We start from the raw sequence: 16,775 nt of genomic DNA, 5'->3' as shown, positions 1-16,775 counted from the left end.
GAAATAATCAGTTCAGGACAAGTAGTGAAAGCGATGATTATAGATACGGCGAGTCGAACGGATTTGTGGCGTAAGTATTGTTTCAAAGAGCTGGATTATTTAAAGTTGGTTAACTTCTAATTACCGGATGTCGGATTATCGGCGCAGTAAAGTGCTGAGGATACCCGCAACAAAAGACAGCAAAATCAGTATCCAGATAACAGCACCGGGAAGGAATGTCAAGAGGCCGACGCCTCTGAGAATCCAAACTAGCAAAGTTATCCCCAAGACTGTCAAGAAGATGCTGGTTGATAGTCGAAGTTGAAATCTCGGAGAATTAGTCATGTTGAATGTAAAAATTTTATCTGGATCGATGATAGCTGTTTTGCTGGCGATCGGCAGTCACCTCACCTTAATCTCGACTCCCGGCGCTGCTGTGGCGCGTGCGGGCGCAAATACGCTGGGGAAAGTGGCCGCTACTGCTGAAAAAGCTCCTGCTGCAAGTGTAGCAATTTCCGATCGCACAATTGGCGAGGCAAAAGTCGGAATGACTTTCGGACAACTGAAACAGGCTTTGGGTTCCACAGCCCAGTTTAAGGTAGAGTCTCCTTTTATGGTAGACTTTGATGCTGTGGCGATTAGTCGATCGGGAAAAGTGCAGTATCGGATTATCTACGCTGCCGGTACCAAGCTCAAAGATACCGATGTCATTGAACTTTTGATGACAGACAATCCTAATTATAAAACAGTTGAGGGCGTCGGGCCGAGAATGACATTGAAACAAGCCGAGGCAATTTACGGCCAAGCTACTTTATCTTATAACGTGGACAATGAATCGAGAGAAGGAGTTGTCTTTGCCAAACAACCGACTCGAAAAATCATGTTTGTTCCCAAGGCTGATGGAAAGCAATTTGCCGGGGTTTACGGTGCTGGCAAAGGTGGATTTTATCAGACTAACAAATATCAGCCGAATGCTGCGATCGAGTCAGTGATGGTGCGGAAGTAGCCTTCGCATCATTCCCAGAAACCGGGTTTCTGGCGAGATATCTCGCCACCCAACCTCGCATTATCCAAGAAACCCGGTTTCTTACCCCTTGCATCATTCCCAGAAACCGGGTTTCTTGCTCGTTACCAGGCTCTTCCTGGTAACGCAGATAGGCGAGGAAGAGCCTCCTTTACCCTCGCCGCTTCTGGGATAGAAAGGAGTGTGGCAGGTGTTTAAGTTATTAAATTTTCGTTCCTTAGTAGCGGTTTCAACCGCCTATCTATCTAGTAAAAACACACCCTCAACTATAGCAATCCTTGCAGGAGTTATGGGATAGGCTTATTGCCCGATGGTAACTAAAAAAGGATTGCTGTATGCTGAAAAACCCATCACTTTTGCTTCATCACCACCAAAGTAATATCATCAAAAACCCTCTGAACACCTATATACCGCCGCACATCATCAATCACAGCCTCCCGAATTTCTTGGGCAGAACGCTGACGATTTTCCACCACCACTTGCCACAGCCTCTCTAACCCATACTGCTTTTTATCAATATCAAAAGCTTCGGGAATTCCATCAGTATAAAGCACCACCACATCCCCTGGATTTAACTGCACTTCTGCTTGAGTAACAAACTCGCCAATCTCTTCTACTAACCCAATAGGAAAGCCTAAATCCATCGTGTCTATACACTCCAGTGTCCCATCAGCCCGCACCACAATCATTTCCTCATGTTGTCCGCTTAACTTGAGGACGCCTCCGGCATAGTCTAAGATGGCTAGAGACATATTTTTCTGGGAGTCCATGCGTTGCAGGTTGTCATAAAGAGTCTGGTTGATGACATCCAAAAACTTCACTGGATCTGTTTCGTTCATTTTCTGAAGCGTCCTGACAGCCGTTTGTGCCATAATCATCAACACGCCGCTTTCTAAACCGTGTCCGGTAACATCACCAATGCTAATCTTGACTTGACCATCCTGTTGCAATACGTCGTAGTAATCGCCGCCAACTTCGTCTGCTGGTTCCATGTATCCGGCAATGTCTAACCCTGCTATTAGGTCTAGTTCCGATTGTTTGGGCAACACCATTTGTTGCAGTTTCTTGACTACATCTAGTTCAGCACTCAAGCGAATATTTTCAGTTCGGAGTTGGCGCAGATTTAGATGAGTTTTGAGCCGGGCGAGAAGTTCATCTTTGGCTATTGGTTTGCTAAGATAATCATTAGCACCAACGTTTAACCCTTTTACGAGGTCGTTGACTTGATTTTTGGCAGTTAATAGTAAGATTGGCAGGTCAATAGCAGGGAAGCGATCGCGCAATTTTTCCGTCACCTCATAGCCAGTCATGCGCGGCATCATCACATCGAGGAGGATGATATCTGGTTTGAAACCTTTCTCAATTATTTCTAAAGCTTCTTGCCCATTTGTTGCTTGGGTAATGGCATAGTTTTGCAAAGATAAGTGGTTAGCAAGTACCTGAAGATTGATTGTATCATCATCGACTATGAGAATTTTAAATGTAACGTTGTTATATTTATCGTTATATATATTAAATTGTGGGGATAAATTTTGTGGTAAAATATCATGATTATTTCTCAAGTTTGTCTTCAATGCTGGTGCTTGATTATTCAGATTTACTACTTCGGGTAGCATTTGAGTTTGTGGCACGATTGACCCATCGCCTTCGTACACTGGCAAGGTAAAAGTAAACTGTGAACCAACTCCAAATGTCGAGGCAACTGCGATCTGACCGCCGTGCAACTCCACCAACTTTTTAGTAATTGCTAAACCTAAGCCAGTACCGCCGTATTGACGGGCTGTAGAACCATCCGCTTGTTCAAAAGATTCAAAAATTCTGTCGAATTTATCTTCACTGATACCAATGCCTGTATCGGAGACAGTAATTGCTAAACTCTTCCCATCCGCCCCTTGGTAAGAGGGGACAAGGGAGGGTATCACTCGCGCTGAGATTTCTATGGTGCCGCGATCTGTGAATTTAATCGCATTGCCGACTAAGTTTTGCAGAATTTGTTGGACGCGATTTTCATCGGCATAGGCAAGAGGGAGTGAGGGATCGATGGCGTTGATTAGCAGCAAATCTTTTTGACTAATGAGACTGTGGCTGATGGTTAAAACTAGCTCGGCAATCTCTCGCATTCCAACTGGCTGGAGTTGCAGTTCAAGATTGGTGCTTTTGAGTTTAGAGAAGTCGAGAATATCGTTGACGAGGTTAGATAATCGCCGCCCGCTAGAAGCAATCATTGATAAATTAGAAATGGTGGCAGAGGGAAGTTGTCCTGTCACACCGTCGATCAGAGATTCAGAAATGCCAATGATGCCGTTGAGGGGAGTACGAAGTTCGTGGGATGTATTGGCTAAAAATTCGTCTTTGAGTTGGTCGAGACGCTGCAAATCAGCATTTAAAGCTTTCATCTCCTCATTATTTTCTTCCAACTGCTTCCACTTAGCAATTAAAGAGTTTTTTAATTTTACAAACGCCTCCCGCAACTCCAAAATCTCTTGGGTATTTGTGCTGATGCTTTCTGGATGTATCTGCTCTAATTTAGCCATCAGAGAACCGGATTCATCAGAAGAAAAGACTTGGGAGACTTCCTGAGTTAAACGGATTAATGGTTTGACAATCAGACGTGCTAGTACCAAAATGATTATAGTAGAACAAATCAAAAGCACGACAGTAGTCAAGCCTAATCTATAATTCAATTTTTGAACGGTAGAAGTTAAGGCATTTCGGGTTACTTCCACGGAAGAAAGAAGACTGGCTTCTGGGACAACAACTCCTAAACTCCATTCCGTAGAAGATATGGGGTGAAAGGAAATTATGTATGGTTCTCCTTTTAACCGGAGTCGGTCTACTTGATTTTTCCCCTCAACCATTTTCTGGCCGATTTCCCTGATTTTGGGTTCCGATGAGTTCAATAAACTATAATCAAGGAGTTGGTTGGGTTTAACTTTGTCTGATTTCGGGTGAATGCCAATTAGTGACAGGCGATCCAAGGGAAATGCGATAATATTGCCAGTGCGATCGATCAGAAAAGAAAATGCACCCTTCAGCGTACTCGATCGATCGCTTTCCTCCTTGGGATTTTGCAGATCGATCGCCAAGATTTCTTTCACCAGGATTTCTTTCACGATGTTGTCCAAGGTGACATCAATGCCGGCTACTCCTAAAAACTGTCCAGTTCGACTGTAAATCGGAGTGGTTACAGATGTCATTAACCCTTGTCCTCCTGGGTCTTGATAGACTTTAGTCCACAATGTCTTGCGGTCAGGATTATTTGTGGGTGTAGCGAGCGTGTAAAAAATGCCGTTTTTGAGGGTATCTTGTTTCTTAGGTGGTAAAAAGTTAATCAGAGGAGCATTGGGATAATAGCGGGTGATAGTAGACTCCATTAACACCCATGAAGCAACTGCTGAAGGATTACTTTTTTGAGTTTTTTCTAATAAAGGATCGATATGAGAAAGAGCATTAATCTGTGCAGTTATTTCTGGAAAAATGGTAGAGCTGTTCCAATAAATGACCGACACTCGTTCAGTAGAAGAATTAGTAAATATTTGTTTTTGAGAATTTAATATAAATTTTTCTTGTGGGTTTAAGTTTTTTTGACCGTAAATAGTGATGTTTTCTAAATAGGATTCAGCCTGATACGCGGTTAAACTTGTCAGGCGAGCAAACTGCTGAAATACTTCTCCATATCGCTCGGCTTGTTCCTGAGTAATTTTCGGCAAAAAATAAGATGATTGTTCTCGAATACTGGTCTCATTCTTGGAGGCAGACAATTCTCCAAACTCTTTGACCAAATGAATTGATACATTTGTTTGGATAATAATTGAGGTAGTGAGACCAATCGAAAAAACGCTCGCTAGTTTAAGTCCAATTCCTGAACGTTTCCATTTTTTTAAAAACATTGAGATTTATCTTTATTTTTGTGCGATCGCTAACAAGGTGCTAATATCATAGCAAATAATTGAACAGCAACCTGGGTTGAGTTGCGATCGCCATTCGCTCGCGACGCAAGAGTTTATATTTTTTTCGCATACAACCACCTGATTTATCAAAGGATTAGCTACGAAGATTATGAGTGCAACAAACGAGAATCAAGACCGGGATTCTGAGAAGATCGCACCCTTGGATTCAGAAAACAACATCGGCGAGCAAAGTCTCACTGCGGCGTCAGATCGTGCTAATGGGGAGCTAAGAGTGTCGCCACCAGTCCAAGACCCATGTCAAAGATACGATCGCGATGCTAAGGTACCCGGAATCACTTGCCACAACTTCAAGTTATCTCGATATGGCCTGACTCCCGAACAGCGTCAGATAGCCCTAGATCAATTGTATGAGTACGAGTCTAGGCAACAAAAATACTTTCTTGGCTACCAAACAAACCAAAAACTTGATTTCGCAGAGGACCTGAAACAGTACCTCAATTTCCACCTCAATAACGTTGGCGACCCTTTCACGAGCGGTAATCTCACCCTCAACACCAAATTTATGGAACGGGCCGTACTAGATTACTATGCCTCGCTGTGGAACGCTCGTTGGCCTCACGATTCTAAAGACCCAGAGTCTTACTGGGGCTATGTCCTGACGATGGGTTCTACAGAAGGCAACTTGTATGGAATGTGGAACGGACGCGATTATTTGGCTGGCAAGTTTTTGCTAGATGACTCTGATGCCGAAGCAGAAGCCAAGAAAGCTAGCGAGGATGGTCGTCCGCGATCGGTGCCGCGCCGCCTGATCTATCAGCAAGCTCGCGCAACACAGGAAAATCCCAACGCATATACCCCCGTCGCTTTCTTTTCGGAAGATACGCACTACTCGCTTACTAAAGCCACGCGGACGCTGGAAATCAAGACATTTTACGAACTCGGCACTGAGCTTTATCCGAAGGATTGCCCGATCCCGCAGCCTGATGGTAAGTGGCTAAAAGAAGTCCCTTCGTTGAACGGCAACGAAGGTCCAGGTTCGATCGACATTGAGGCTTTGGCCGTGCTTGTCGAGTTTTTTGCTTCCAAGGGATATCCCATCCTCGTGTGTTTCAACTACGGCACGACGTTCAAAGGTGCTTACGATGATGTAGAAGAGGCGGGTAAAGCGCTGATGCCAATTTTTGAGAAATACGGACTCTGCCAGCGCAAGGTATACTACGATCTTCCCGCTCACCCAGACAAGTATGACATCCGCGACGGTTTCTGGTTTCATGTGGATGGAGCTCTCGGTGCTGCGTACATGCCGTTTATTGAGATGGCGTACAACAACAAGCTAATCGATCGGCGCGGGCCGAACTTCGACTTCCGTCTACCGTTCGTAAACTCGATTTCCATGAGCGGACACAAGTGGATCGGTGCACCGTGGCCGTGTGGCATCTACATAACCAAGACTAAGTTCCAGTTGCGCCCGCCTGACGATCCGGAGTACCTGGGTTCTCCAGATACTACATTTGCGGGTTCTCGCAACGGCTTCTCAGCCATGATTTTCTGGGACTACTTGGCTAAGCATTCCTACGAGGCGCAGATTGAAAAGGCGCTCTACACGGAAGAACTCGCACGATATGCTGTCGATCGGCTCCTTCAACTTCAAGAGCAGTTGCAGCAGGATCTGTGGATCGGGTACACGCCGCTGTCACTGACTATTCGATTCAAACAGCCCAATGATGAGATTGTCTTCAAGTATTCTCTGTCCTGCGAGGAGTTGTATGTTAAAGGAGAAAAACGCAAATATTGCCACATCTACATGATGGCTCATGTCACGCCAGAGCTGATTGACAAGTTGATTGCCGATCTCGATCGGCCTGGTGCCTTTCCCAAGCAGAATTTCGGAATCCCGAAACCGCAGGCGCAGTTATTTCTTACCGAGAACGCGATGAAGAAACTGATTCACGTTCCTCATAACGGGCGCGGTTTTAAGTAACCGACAGGGACAACTAAAAGTATAGTCTTTCTTACCAATATGAGGCAAGTTGGTGAATTTCCGCTAGAATAGCTTTTTGCTTTTCTGTCATTTCTGCTTGTCTCATTCTTGAAATTATGGGCGTTTACCTGCGTTCATTTGCATCGATCTGCGGTTTCCCAATCTTCAATCCATTCAAAGCGATCGCCCTTACTAAAAAAAGTGCTATCGCCCGCTATAACTAACAGAAACTGCTAGAAAGATGGCAGTCTATAACGCGCTGGTGGCGGAATTAGAAGGACGATCTGCCAATGCGGATAAACGGTGACTTTCCCCACTTAAATCGAACACAACCTCAAACTTTACGTGAGGTATTGTTTGTCGCAAAAACTGAAAATGCCCCTCTGCGTCGGAACGATTGCGGAACCGGGCAACAATAATCCATTGCTGAGTCGGTAACAAACGGGCGATCGCCCAACAACGCAAGCGGTCTTTGTATGTCAACATAGAAATCGTCTCCATTGATATTTTTGGAGCCAGAGCCAGCCCGGAACCTTCCACAGTAAGGGGCTGGCTTTTGACTGTTTATAGGTTGCAGCATAACATACTATACCGTATATTAAAATACTTTGACGTAATATGACGTAAGAGTCTCTCTTAACTCAAAACAGCGTAAGATGGACTGTGTTGATATGTTTTGCAGTGCAACGAATGGCTTCACGGGGAAGAGTTACCGCATATCTGCCAGAGGAAATTCAAAAAGCTCTGGAAGAATGGGCAGAAGAGGACAGCAGATCCGTTAGCAGTTTGGCAACGTACCTGCTGACTAAATCTGTTCGAGAGCGTCAAGAGTTGAAAAAGGATGAATCTAGAAGCGATCGCCCGAGTTGAATTTGCGCGAGATTGAAAGGTTTGGAGTGTAAAATTTAAGACAATTGAAGTAAAACCATGCCTGCCAATGCCTTCACGTATGCGAGTCACCGTTACACTGCCAGAAGACTTTCATCAAGCCTTGTCTGAATGGGCCGAAGAGGAAGATCGAACCATTGCAAATTTGCTCTCCCATGTGGCAGCTAAAGCAGTCAGAGAGCGCCAAGAGCAAAAAAAGGAAGAATCTGGGAGCGATCGCCCGAGTTGAATTTGCGCTCAATTGAGGGTGTGCGAGTTTGTTTTTGCTTGGAATGAAAAGCGATCGCACTTATCGACAAAAGTGCGATCGTCAATTTATGACTTAATGCGAGCTATTTTTATCGGTCTCAACACAAGACAGCGTAAGATAGACTGTGTTGTGACGTTTTACAGTGCAATAAATGGCTTTACGGGGGCGAGTTACCGCCTATCTGCCAGAGGAGGTTCAGAAAGCTTTGGAGGAATGGGCAGAAGCAGAAAGCAGATCGATCGGCAGTTTGGCAACGTATAATCGCTCAAAATTGTTATAAAATTGATTCAGTTATCTTTAACAACCGAGGAGACAACACGGCCAGAAGACTACACAGAAGCAGAACTTTTCAGCAATCCTGAAGGCATTGCCAGATCGCGAGCGAGATCCTTACAGCAAGCTCTATCACCACCCGCGCAATCTAGAGTAACAATGGGTGCTGGGGTTGTTGAAATCGCCCAAGAAAACCGCAGAGTAGTGATAGGAACCAGCGAACCCAATGGTTACTTGCGCCCTGGAGTAAAGTCGGCACTCTTACTCGGAGAAACCGTTATTCCCGGTTTTGGCCATGCGGAAGCAGACATAGTTGCTTGGGCCGTTAAAAATGATTGTAAAGTAATTGCAGTAGCAGCGGGGCGTCCGATCTGTGAAAACTGCGTCCAAACGATAGAAGGGGCTGGTGGCTTAGTCGCAAGTCCCAAAAAATCTAGTCCAAGGAGTTAATTACACAATGACAGAAAATCGCTTAGAATTTATTGATGCTGAACAATCGGAACTGCTGAAACAAGCAACTATTTCCGAACTGCGAAATGCAGCTAAAGTTGCTTGTGAATTCGCACTTGAACGCACTAGCTTCAGTCACCCAATTATTGAGGAAGCATTAGAAGCGCTAGAAAAAAGTCAATGTGGAGATGTTTCACTTCAAAACAAACTTCAATCATTGGTCGATCGACTCGATGAGATTCAGTGGGACTTGCAAGAAAAAATGGGAGAAGGCAGTAGAGAATTATCAGATTATTTAGCTGCATTTCACACAGCGCGCGCCATTAATTCGCTCTATTTTGCCCTCAATGCAGATCCTTTTGTAGCAGCATCGGAAGCTATTTATGAAGCTCATGCAGCTACAGATGAGTTAGTTACTTTGAAACAAAAGATTTTACAAGTTTTTCAAGCACCTACCGTGATTTAGATAAAAAAAGTGCGCCCAAAAAACTGCATAAATTCCCAGAAACCGGGTTTCTTCCGAGATATCTCGCCACTCAATCAAGATTATCCTAGAAACCCGGTTTCTTACCCTTCGCAGCAATTCCTATTATTTAGCAGTCACCAACTGGGCCGGCAGGCGCTTAAACGCCAACCTTTCATTCTCGATATCCACAAAAATGGTATCGCCATCGGCAAAATCTCCCCGCAAAATACCCTTAGCCATTTGCGTTTCCAACTCGCGCTGGATTCCCCGCTTCAATGGGCGCGCACCGTAAACCGGATCGTAACCAATTTCTGCTAAGAAGTCGATCGCAGATTCCGACAATTTCAGAGACATTTTGCGATCGGCCAACCGTTTTTCTAAGCGCTTGACTTGCAACAGCACGATTTGGCGCAATTCCGGCTTACTCAAACCGTGGAAGATAATCATCTCATCAATCCGGTTCAAGAATTCCGGGCGGAAAGTTCCCCGCATCGCATCCATCACCCGACTGCGCATCTGTTCGTTATCTCCCGCCACATCTAAAATGTATTGAGAGCCGACATTCGATGTCATAATAATCACAGAATTCTTAAAGTCAACCGTGTGACCTTGAGCGTCCGTAACGCGGCCGTCATCTAGAATTTGCAGCATGATGTTGAAGACATCCGGGTGCGCTTTCTCGATTTCATCGAATAGAATTACCGAATACGGACGGCGGCGCACAGCCTCAGTTAATTGTCCGCCTTCGTCGTAGCCGACGTATCCCGGAGGCGCACCAATTAAGCGCGAAACGGCGTGTTTTTCCATGTATTCCGACATATCAATGCGGACGATCGCTTCTTCCGTGTCGAACAGATAAGCCGCTAATGCTTTGGCTAATTCAGTTTTACCAACACCCGTGGGGCCGAGGAAAATAAAACTCGCAACCGGACGGTTCGGATCGGCCAATCCGGCGCGCGATCGCTGAATGGCATCTGCAACCGCCGTCACCGCTTCATCCTGTCCAATTACCCGCTTGTGCAGTTCGTCTTCCAAGTACAGCAGTTTCTGCATTTCCGATTCAACTAACTTGCTGATCGGAATTCCCGTCCACTTAGAAATAATCTCGGCAATGTCAGATTCCGTCACTTCTTCCCGCAGCAAAGTTTGACCGGTGGTTTGAGTTGCTGAAAGTTGAGCTTCTGCTTCTTGCAGTTGTTTTTGCAATTGAGTTAAAGTGCCGTATTTCAACTCAGCAGCGCGGTTGAGGTCATATTTTAATTCAGCTTGTTGAATTTCAATATTCACCTTATCAATCTGTTCTTTAATTTTTTGAATGCTGCCGATGACACCTTTTTCCGATTGCCATTGGGCATTCAAACTGCTTTGCTGTTCCTTGAGGTTTGCTAAGTCTTTTTCCAGTCTTTCCAAGCGTTCGATCGAAGCAGAGTTACTTTCTTTTTGCAGCGACAGTCTTTCCATTTCTAGCTGCAAAATCCGGCGGTCGATTTCGTCTAGTTCTTCCGGCTTGGAGGTAATCTCCATTTTGAGTTTAGCGGCTGCTTCGTCCACTAAGTCGATCGCTTTGTCGGGAAGGAAGCGATCGCTAATATATCGAGTAGACAAAGTAGCCGCCGCCACTAGGGCGCTGTCGGAAATTTTCACACCGTGGTGAACTTCGTACCGTTCTTTCAAACCCCGCAAAATCGAGACAGTATCTTCTACTGTCGGCTGGTCAACATAAACTTGTTGGAAACGGCGTTCTAAAGCCGCATCTTTTTCGAGATATTTGCGGTATTCGTCGAGAGTTGTAGCGCCGATGCAGCGCAGTTCTCCCCTCGCTAACATGGGTTTGAGCAAGTTGCCGGCATCCATCGAGCCTTGAGTTGCGCCGGCACCGACAACGGTGTGAATTTCATCTATAAATAGGATGACTTTGCCGTTGCTGTCCATAACTTCTTTGAGCACGGCTTTCAAGCGTTCTTCAAATTCTCCCCGGAATTTTGCACCGGCAATTAACGCGCCCATATCTAAGCTAATTAATTGTCTGTCTTTGAGAGATTGCGGCACATCTCCGGTGATAATTCGCTGGGCGAGTCCTTCGGCGATCGCAGTTTTGCCGACTCCAGGTTCCCCAATCAGTACGGGGTTGTTCTTGGTGCGGCGGCTCAAAATTTGAATTGTGCGGCGAATTTCGTCATCCCGTCCGATTACTGGATCGAGTTTGCCTTGACGCGCGGCTTCTGTCAAATCTCGGCCGTATTTTTCCAGCGCTTCGTATTTGCCTTCTGGATTTTGATCTGTCACTTTGTTGTTCCCCCGGACTTGGGCGATGATGTCTTTGAGCTTGGCTTCATCTAGTCTAAATTCTTGCAGTAGATTTTTGCCGAAGCGATCGTCCTTAACGTAACCTAGGATCAAATGCTCGATCGAGATAAATTCATCACCGTAGTCTTTGCGATAAGCTTCAGCCCTGTCTAGCAGGGTATCCAGGGAACGACCGAGATAAACGTTGCCACCGCTTCCAGAGATTTTGGGCTGGCGGCTGATAAACTCATCAGTGCGATCGCGCAATTTTGCCGCAGAAACTCCAGCTTTGTTAAACAAGCTGCTAGCGAGTCCCGATTCTTGTTCCAGCAACGCTTTCATCAAATGTTCGCTTTCTAGCTGCTGCTGCTGAGCTGCTTTGACAACTTCTGGAGTGCGCGCCAGGGCTTCCCAGGCTTTTTCTGTAAATTGGTTCGGATTATTCGGTTGCATAAATTTTAATTCCCTGAATTGAAAAAGATGACTGCTGTCAAGTCAATTGCTTAATTGCTCGTACAATTGTCATTGTAGGCAGTTGCTGACGGGGGGCGGATCGGTGTTCCCGTATGTGGAGATAGGTATTTCCGCCCTGTGTTTCAGCTTCAGGTTCAATTTCGGGCGATCTGCCATAAAGTCGAGCAATGATTAATGATTCAGAATAGAAGTAATATCATCTTCGGTAAATTAACCACAATATTTGTAGGGGCCCGTGAGCCAACAATCTTTCATTCTCACCCACAATCTACATAAACCCGCCCTGACTTAGCGACTAATTAGATAAACCTTCATAAAACTGCATTTATCAAGAGCGTTGGGGAGGTTTTTTTTGCACTGAACCTGGAAAAAATGCCTCCTAAACCTGTGTTTCCTGCAACTGAGGGGCAATTTGAATCTGCGGCATCGGTTCGAGGGGAGTATTTACGGGTGCGAACCTGCAATAGCACACGACAATTGTCTCAAAGTCACCGCTAGGTAAATCTTCCGAGTAAGTTTGAACTCGGACGACTTCCCAGTCTCCTACTCGGCTGTGCGTGCTCGCAGCGGGAAATTTTGAATCTGCAAACTTTTCTATCCGGTGAAATTCTCGAAATCTGTACCCCGGTTGAGGAATTGGTCGGTCAGAAGAGTCGAAGTGTTCGGCAAGAATGTCGGTAAGCATTCCCGTATGCGCTAGCAGTCTGTTTTCTGCACCTTCTTCTTCAGTCAAATCAGCTCTAAAAACGATGTATAGCAGTTGACAGTTGACAGTTGACAGTTGACAGTTACAGTTACAGGGTACGGGAATCAAATTGTTTATGCTATAGGGTTCTGGGCTCGATTCATCAGGTTATTGATGTCCGCGCCCGATGTGGCGGTTTCTGTACTTGCTCATTTTTCCAGTGTATAACAACTAATGACTGCTGATTAATTTGCTAAGGTGCGTCGCGGGCGAGATTGTTGATTTTTTTAGGGATTGTTGATGTATCCGCACCCTACAGCTAATGACTACTGTCAACTATCAACTGTCAACTGTCAACTGTCAACTGTCAACTATCAACTGCCAACTGTCAACTGTCAACTGTCAACTGTTTTCAAGCCTGCATCACCACCCGTTCCGGGAGACTGACAATAAAAGTTGAGCCTTTACCGTTCTCGCTTTCAACGCTAATTTCGCCGCCGAGAATTTGACACAAACGCTGGCTAATTGTCAATCCCAAACCCGTACCGCCGTACTTCTTAGTAGTCGAAGCATCAGCTTGAGTAAAAGGTTTAAATATCTGCTCTAATTGCTCGTCTGTCATCCCAATCCCAGTATCGCTGACTCGAAAAATTAAAAATTGAGAGATGTAGTTTGAACCAGAGTTAACATCATTATTTTTATTTCTTTTCTTAGGTTTTGGCTTTTCATTTTTCACTTTTTCGATTTCGATAGTAATGACGCCTTTTTCGGTAAATTTGGCAGCATTGCTGAGCAAATTGAGGAGAATTTGCCGGACTTTCGGTTGGTCGGCGTACATCATGCCAAGTTCGCCTTTTACTTGCAGTGCTAAAGCATTGCCTTTTTTCTCTACTAGCGGTTGAGCCGTAGTCATCACTTCTTCAATCATCGTCGCCACATCGAAGTGTTCCAAATAAAGCGTGACGTGGCCTGCTTCTATTTTGGAAATGTCGAGGATGTCGCTGATCATGTCGAGCAAATGTTTGCCGGCGGTTTGAATTTTTTCTAAGTCGGGAAGAAAGTCTTCGGAACCGGAATCTTGAGCATCTTCTTGCAGCATTTCGCTGTAGTTGATGATGGCGTTGAGGGGGGTGCGGAGTTCGTGGCTCATGTTGGCTAGAAATGCACTTTTCGAGCGGTTGGCAGCTTCGGCTGCTACTTTTGCTTCGTGCAAGTCTTCTGTGTATTCCGCTACTCTTTGGATCAGTTCGTTGATCGAAATTGCTAGCAGTCCCACTTCGTCGGAGCTGGTAACGGGTACTTGCAGGTCAAAGTTCGATTCTTCTGTCACTCGCTGAGCGATGAGGGTGGTGGCTTCTAACGGTCGGGCGATCGCCCCGCTGGTGTATGCTGCAAGTAGGGCTGCGATCGCGGCCGACACGAACAGAGAAGCAACCAGAATTAGAGTTCCGAGTTGTTCTGCTTTCTCGTAGGTTCTAAATGCCTCGTCTGCTTTGTCCCGAAAGCTGCTCGCTAATTTGGCTGAATCCTGCGAAAACTGTTCGAGTTCAAAAGCGTTGCTCCCCGTGGCAAAATTATTCAAGTTCTGCTGGAATACCTGCCGCTGCTGCGGATTCAAACCAGATAACTTCGCATTCCCCAGCAGTTTCTGGACTTGTTGGAAGTAAGCTTCTACTGTTTTGCTGTTGGCTTTGGCGAACTCTTGAATCTGTTGGTAATCTTTGGCTGCAGCGGAATTTGAAGTCGGCGGCTGGCTTTGCAGTTGTTCTAGCTGTCCGCTCATCTGAGCAACGCGAGTCAGAAAGTCCGATCGTTCCCGATCGAAAATTTGCGGTTTTGCCGTCAGATTCAGCAGCAATAGCTGGTGAATTCTGACTTCCTGGGCGGTATTATTGAGGTTTGTCAGGATTTCGGCTTTATCTCGGTCGATCGCCAGTTTTTCTCTAACTTGCTGTTTGTGATAGGATTCTACTCCCCGTCCCGCCACAGCACCCAAAATCGCAATACCAATGACCAAGGCGTATCCGCAGCCGATTTTCTGCCTGATACCCAAGCGGCCCAACAGACTTTTCAAACCTATTTGAGGATCGTTCTGGAGTTGATTGTTCGAGGCTAAGGTTGAAGACATGGGCAATATACTCGTCACCCGGAGAGGCATTGTCTATATTCTAATTGATACCTGCCTGACGGTAAATAAAGTTCTGGCGTACTGTACGATTTCGGCAGTTAGGGGGTCTTTGCAGGGTTCCACATCTCGATATCCTTGACAGTTTGAGGGAGTTATGGTTAACAAATTATAGCAGATGTTGAAGGAAGAAGGAAGAAGGAAGAAGGAAGAAGGAAGAAGGAAGAAGGAAGAAGGAAGAAGGAAGAAGGCATGAAAGACTTCGCGAGGGGGTGAAAACAAGCAAGAAGCAAGAAGCAAGAAGGAAGAAGGAAGAAGCATAAAGGAAGAAGGAAAAAGGCAAAAGCAGTAAAACCCCGGCTTTCAGCAATTAAGAACATATAAGTGGCGAGTTATAGCAATCGCCACAGCGGTGAGGACATAAATAACCTCATGAATAGAGCCGAGAACCCATAGCATAAACGGTTTGATTTCCGTACTGTGCAACTGTCAAGCGGTCCACTATATAAGTTGCGAGTTATGAGTGAGATTTGTGATTCAAGGCTCAACTCTACTCGCAACTCACAACTTATTACTATTCCTCTACTGGCAAAGTCGAAATTGTGCTATCTCAGCAGGAAGTTTTGAAGCATTAGGTACGCTAGCAGAGGCAGGAACGAAGATTCCCATACCGAAACTGCAACCCTCTGCCTTCGTGCATTGCCCAGGCTTGGCAGTGATTTGATATTCGCCTTGGGATGGGGGAGTAAAAGAGATGGACACCAGTTCGCCCGTCTTTTGACTCGCACCGATTTCCTGGCCGCTGGCATCCTTGAGAGTTAGGTTTAAATCCTGGCAATTTCCGTCGCAAGTGGCAACAAAAGTATACTCAGTATCTGGATGCAGCGTGGCTCTAAAAGGAGATGAAACTTGCTTGCGAACAGTGCCTATCAATGGCCAAAACACCAATTTTTGGCCTTTGCTTGAACGCTGTTCAAATTCACTTTTTAAGCGACAAGTAACAGTTTTTTGCTCGTCGGTCAGTTCTTGAGCGATCGCAGTTCCTACGATTGCAGTACCGAGCAGCAGTGCCATCCCGGAAATAACCAGATGTTTGAAATTCATTGATGTCCCTTAAAGTTAATTTTGGGTGATTGCAATAGACCGCTTTTCGCGGCAGTCTATTGATTTATCTGGAGCCTATCACATCTCAAGGCAGAACGCAGAAGGCCGAAGGCAGAATTCAAGAAAAATTTAAAATTATTTAATTTTAATTGCTGGCTACTTCCACAAAAATATCCTTCTCACTAATGACACCTGTTTAAAAAAGAATGCAACTGTCGGCCCGCGAGCCCAACCCCGATCTTCATCAGTCATTGCCCATCTCAAATCTTAAATCTCAAATCTCAAATGGTATGACTTTTGACTACTCGTTAGCGGCGAAATTCCCAAGCAGGAACAAACTTAGAATCTCCCCAAACGCCGCGGCGATTTTTCTTAGCTTCGGCTTCCGCTTGTTCCAGAACACTTGCACTCGGACAGTTTTTCAAGTAAGGACGGTAAACCATTGCCAATCCTTCGCGGGTCAAAACTTCTTGAGCAAATGTGCCATTTGGCAAGCGAACTTCGCTAACTTTGCGGCCGTAGCGGTCAGTATCGGTGACGGTCAAAACAACGCGATCCCCCCCTTTTTTGACGAGCTGCTGCATTCTTTGCTGGGCTAGATTCCCCCACTTGAACTGATTTTTATCGGCTGCTTTTTTGCTGTTCTTTTCGGCGTTGGTGTGGGCAATTTCCGGTGCATCTATGCAGGCAAAACGCACTTTGATATCTTGGCCGGCGGCATCGCTGGCGACAAGTGTATCGCCGTCGCTGACTCGCTTTACAGCATAATTGTTGGGCGGTAGCTTTTGCGGACAGCCGCACAGTAGGAACAGCAGAACAACTGCACTCAAGCTGGTGATTGTAGGGGAAAGGGCGATTTTATTTTGGTTCATATTTCTA

General features: G+C 45.6%; 14 protein-coding genes. 7 read left to right on the top strand and 7 right to left on the bottom strand.

The genetic code is table 11. The features are described from left to right. The first annotated feature begins 322 nt into the window (after positions 1-322). Positions 323-985, top strand: a complete 663-nt coding sequence (locus QUB63_RS20030) for a hypothetical protein (RefSeq protein WP_332947031.1) — start codon at positions 323-325, stop codon at positions 983-985. Between the two features lie 368 nt (positions 986-1,353). Here QUB63_RS20030 and QUB63_RS20025 read toward each other — a convergent pair whose 3' ends face one another. Next, positions 1,354-4,893, bottom strand: a complete 3,540-nt coding sequence (locus tag QUB63_RS20025; protein ID WP_332947030.1) for a SpoIIE family protein phosphatase — start codon at positions 4,891-4,893, stop codon at positions 1,354-1,356. A 169-nt stretch (positions 4,894-5,062) separates the two neighbouring features. On the opposite strand from QUB63_RS20025, the gene QUB63_RS20020 reads away from it, so the two are divergent. Beyond that, complete coding sequence (locus QUB63_RS20020) at positions 5,063-6,895, top strand: pyridoxal-dependent decarboxylase (RefSeq protein ID WP_332947029.1); 1,833 nt, start codon at positions 5,063-5,065, stop codon at positions 6,893-6,895. 249 nt (positions 6,896-7,144) lie between these two features. Here QUB63_RS20020 and QUB63_RS20015 read toward each other — a convergent pair whose 3' ends face one another. Next, the gene (locus tag QUB63_RS20015) at positions 7,145-7,396 is read right to left on the bottom strand and encodes a hypothetical protein (RefSeq protein ID WP_332947028.1); all 252 of its coding nucleotides are present in this window, start codon (positions 7,394-7,396) and stop codon (positions 7,145-7,147) included. A gap of 189 nt (positions 7,397-7,585) precedes the next feature. Here QUB63_RS20015 and QUB63_RS20010 point away from each other — a divergent pair, with 189 nt between their 5' ends. From QUB63_RS20010 to QUB63_RS19990, 5 genes are all read left to right on the top strand, one after another. Next, positions 7,586-7,765 (top strand): ribbon-helix-helix domain-containing protein, encoded by a 180-nt coding sequence (locus tag QUB63_RS20010; RefSeq protein WP_293212035.1) that lies wholly within the window; start codon positions 7,586-7,588, stop codon positions 7,763-7,765. A 67-nt stretch (positions 7,766-7,832) separates the two neighbouring features. Then, complete coding sequence (locus tag QUB63_RS20005; RefSeq protein WP_332947027.1) at positions 7,833-8,012, top strand: ribbon-helix-helix domain-containing protein; 180 nt, start codon at positions 7,833-7,835, stop codon at positions 8,010-8,012. Positions 8,013-8,184: 172 nt separating this feature from the next. Next, a complete protein-coding gene (locus tag QUB63_RS35120; protein WP_332950559.1) occupies positions 8,185-8,313 on the top strand; it encodes a ribbon-helix-helix domain-containing protein in 129 nt (42 codons plus the stop codon). Between the two features lie 2 nt (positions 8,314-8,315). Continuing rightward, the gene (locus QUB63_RS19995) at positions 8,316-8,756 is read left to right on the top strand and encodes a hypothetical protein (RefSeq protein WP_332947025.1); all 441 of its coding nucleotides are present in this window, start codon (positions 8,316-8,318) and stop codon (positions 8,754-8,756) included. Positions 8,757-8,763: 7 nt separating this feature from the next. Further along, positions 8,764-9,222 carry a hypothetical protein gene (locus QUB63_RS19990; protein WP_332947024.1) on the top strand — a complete coding sequence of 153 codons (459 nt, stop codon included), beginning with the start codon at positions 8,764-8,766 and terminating at the stop codon, positions 9,220-9,222. Between the two features lie 123 nt (positions 9,223-9,345). Here QUB63_RS19990 and clpB read toward each other — a convergent pair whose 3' ends face one another. The 5 genes from clpB to QUB63_RS19965 form a co-directional block, all read right to left on the bottom strand. Next, a complete protein-coding gene (clpB, locus tag QUB63_RS19985) occupies positions 9,346-11,961 on the bottom strand; it encodes an ATP-dependent chaperone ClpB (protein ID WP_332947023.1) in 2,616 nt (871 codons plus the stop codon). A 400-nt stretch (positions 11,962-12,361) separates the two neighbouring features. Next, a complete protein-coding gene (locus tag QUB63_RS19980) occupies positions 12,362-12,715 on the bottom strand; it encodes a hypothetical protein (RefSeq protein ID WP_332947022.1) in 354 nt (117 codons plus the stop codon). Between the two features lie 364 nt (positions 12,716-13,079). After that, positions 13,080-14,795: a sensor histidine kinase gene (locus tag QUB63_RS19975; RefSeq protein ID WP_332947021.1), complete on the bottom strand. Its 1,716-nt coding sequence runs from the start codon at positions 14,793-14,795 to the stop codon at positions 13,080-13,082. Positions 14,796-15,374: 579 nt separating this feature from the next. Next, entirely contained in the window at positions 15,375-15,896 is a 522-nt protein-coding gene (locus QUB63_RS19970) for a hypothetical protein (RefSeq protein ID WP_332947020.1), read from the bottom strand. A 308-nt stretch (positions 15,897-16,204) separates the two neighbouring features. Next, positions 16,205-16,768 carry a thermonuclease family protein gene (locus QUB63_RS19965; protein ID WP_332947019.1) on the bottom strand — a complete coding sequence of 188 codons (564 nt, stop codon included), beginning with the start codon at positions 16,766-16,768 and terminating at the stop codon, positions 16,205-16,207. Between the last annotated feature and the right edge of the window lie 7 nt (positions 16,769-16,775).

This window comes from Microcoleus sp. ARI1-B5, assembly GCF_036705795.1.
Classification (GTDB): domain Bacteria; phylum Cyanobacteriota; class Cyanobacteriia; order Cyanobacteriales; family Microcoleaceae; genus Microcoleus.
This window is presented reverse-complemented; position numbering and strand designations above follow the sequence as displayed.

Bases quoted from the DNA above. Each gene is read 5' to 3' on its own strand.
- QUB63_RS20025 (WP_332947030.1), bottom strand. From the start codon at position 4,893: ATGTTTTTAAAAAAATGGAAACGTTCAGGAATTGGACTTAAACTAGCG.
- QUB63_RS20015 (WP_332947028.1), bottom strand. From the start codon at position 7,396: ATGGAGACGATTTCTATGTTGACATACAAAGACCGCTTGCGTTGTTGG.
- QUB63_RS19965 (WP_332947019.1), bottom strand. From the start codon at position 16,768: ATGAACCAAAATAAAATCGCCCTTTCCCCTACAATCACCAGCTTGAGT.
- QUB63_RS19975 (WP_332947021.1), bottom strand. From the start codon at position 14,795: ATGTCTTCAACCTTAGCCTCGAACAATCAACTCCAGAACGATCCTCAA.
- QUB63_RS20005 (WP_332947027.1), top strand. From the start codon at position 7,833: ATGCCTTCACGTATGCGAGTCACCGTTACACTGCCAGAAGACTTTCAT.
- QUB63_RS19990 (WP_332947024.1), top strand. From the start codon at position 8,764: ATGACAGAAAATCGCTTAGAATTTATTGATGCTGAACAATCGGAACTG.
- QUB63_RS20010 (WP_293212035.1), top strand. From the start codon at position 7,586: ATGGCTTCACGGGGAAGAGTTACCGCATATCTGCCAGAGGAAATTCAA.
- QUB63_RS19970 (WP_332947020.1), bottom strand. From the start codon at position 15,896: ATGAATTTCAAACATCTGGTTATTTCCGGGATGGCACTGCTGCTCGGT.
- clpB (WP_332947023.1), bottom strand. From the start codon at position 11,961: ATGCAACCGAATAATCCGAACCAATTTACAGAAAAAGCCTGGGAAGCC.
- QUB63_RS20030 (WP_332947031.1), top strand. From the start codon at position 323: ATGTTGAATGTAAAAATTTTATCTGGATCGATGATAGCTGTTTTGCTG.
- QUB63_RS20020 (WP_332947029.1), top strand. From the start codon at position 5,063: ATGAGTGCAACAAACGAGAATCAAGACCGGGATTCTGAGAAGATCGCA.
- QUB63_RS35120 (WP_332950559.1), top strand. From the start codon at position 8,185: ATGGCTTTACGGGGGCGAGTTACCGCCTATCTGCCAGAGGAGGTTCAG.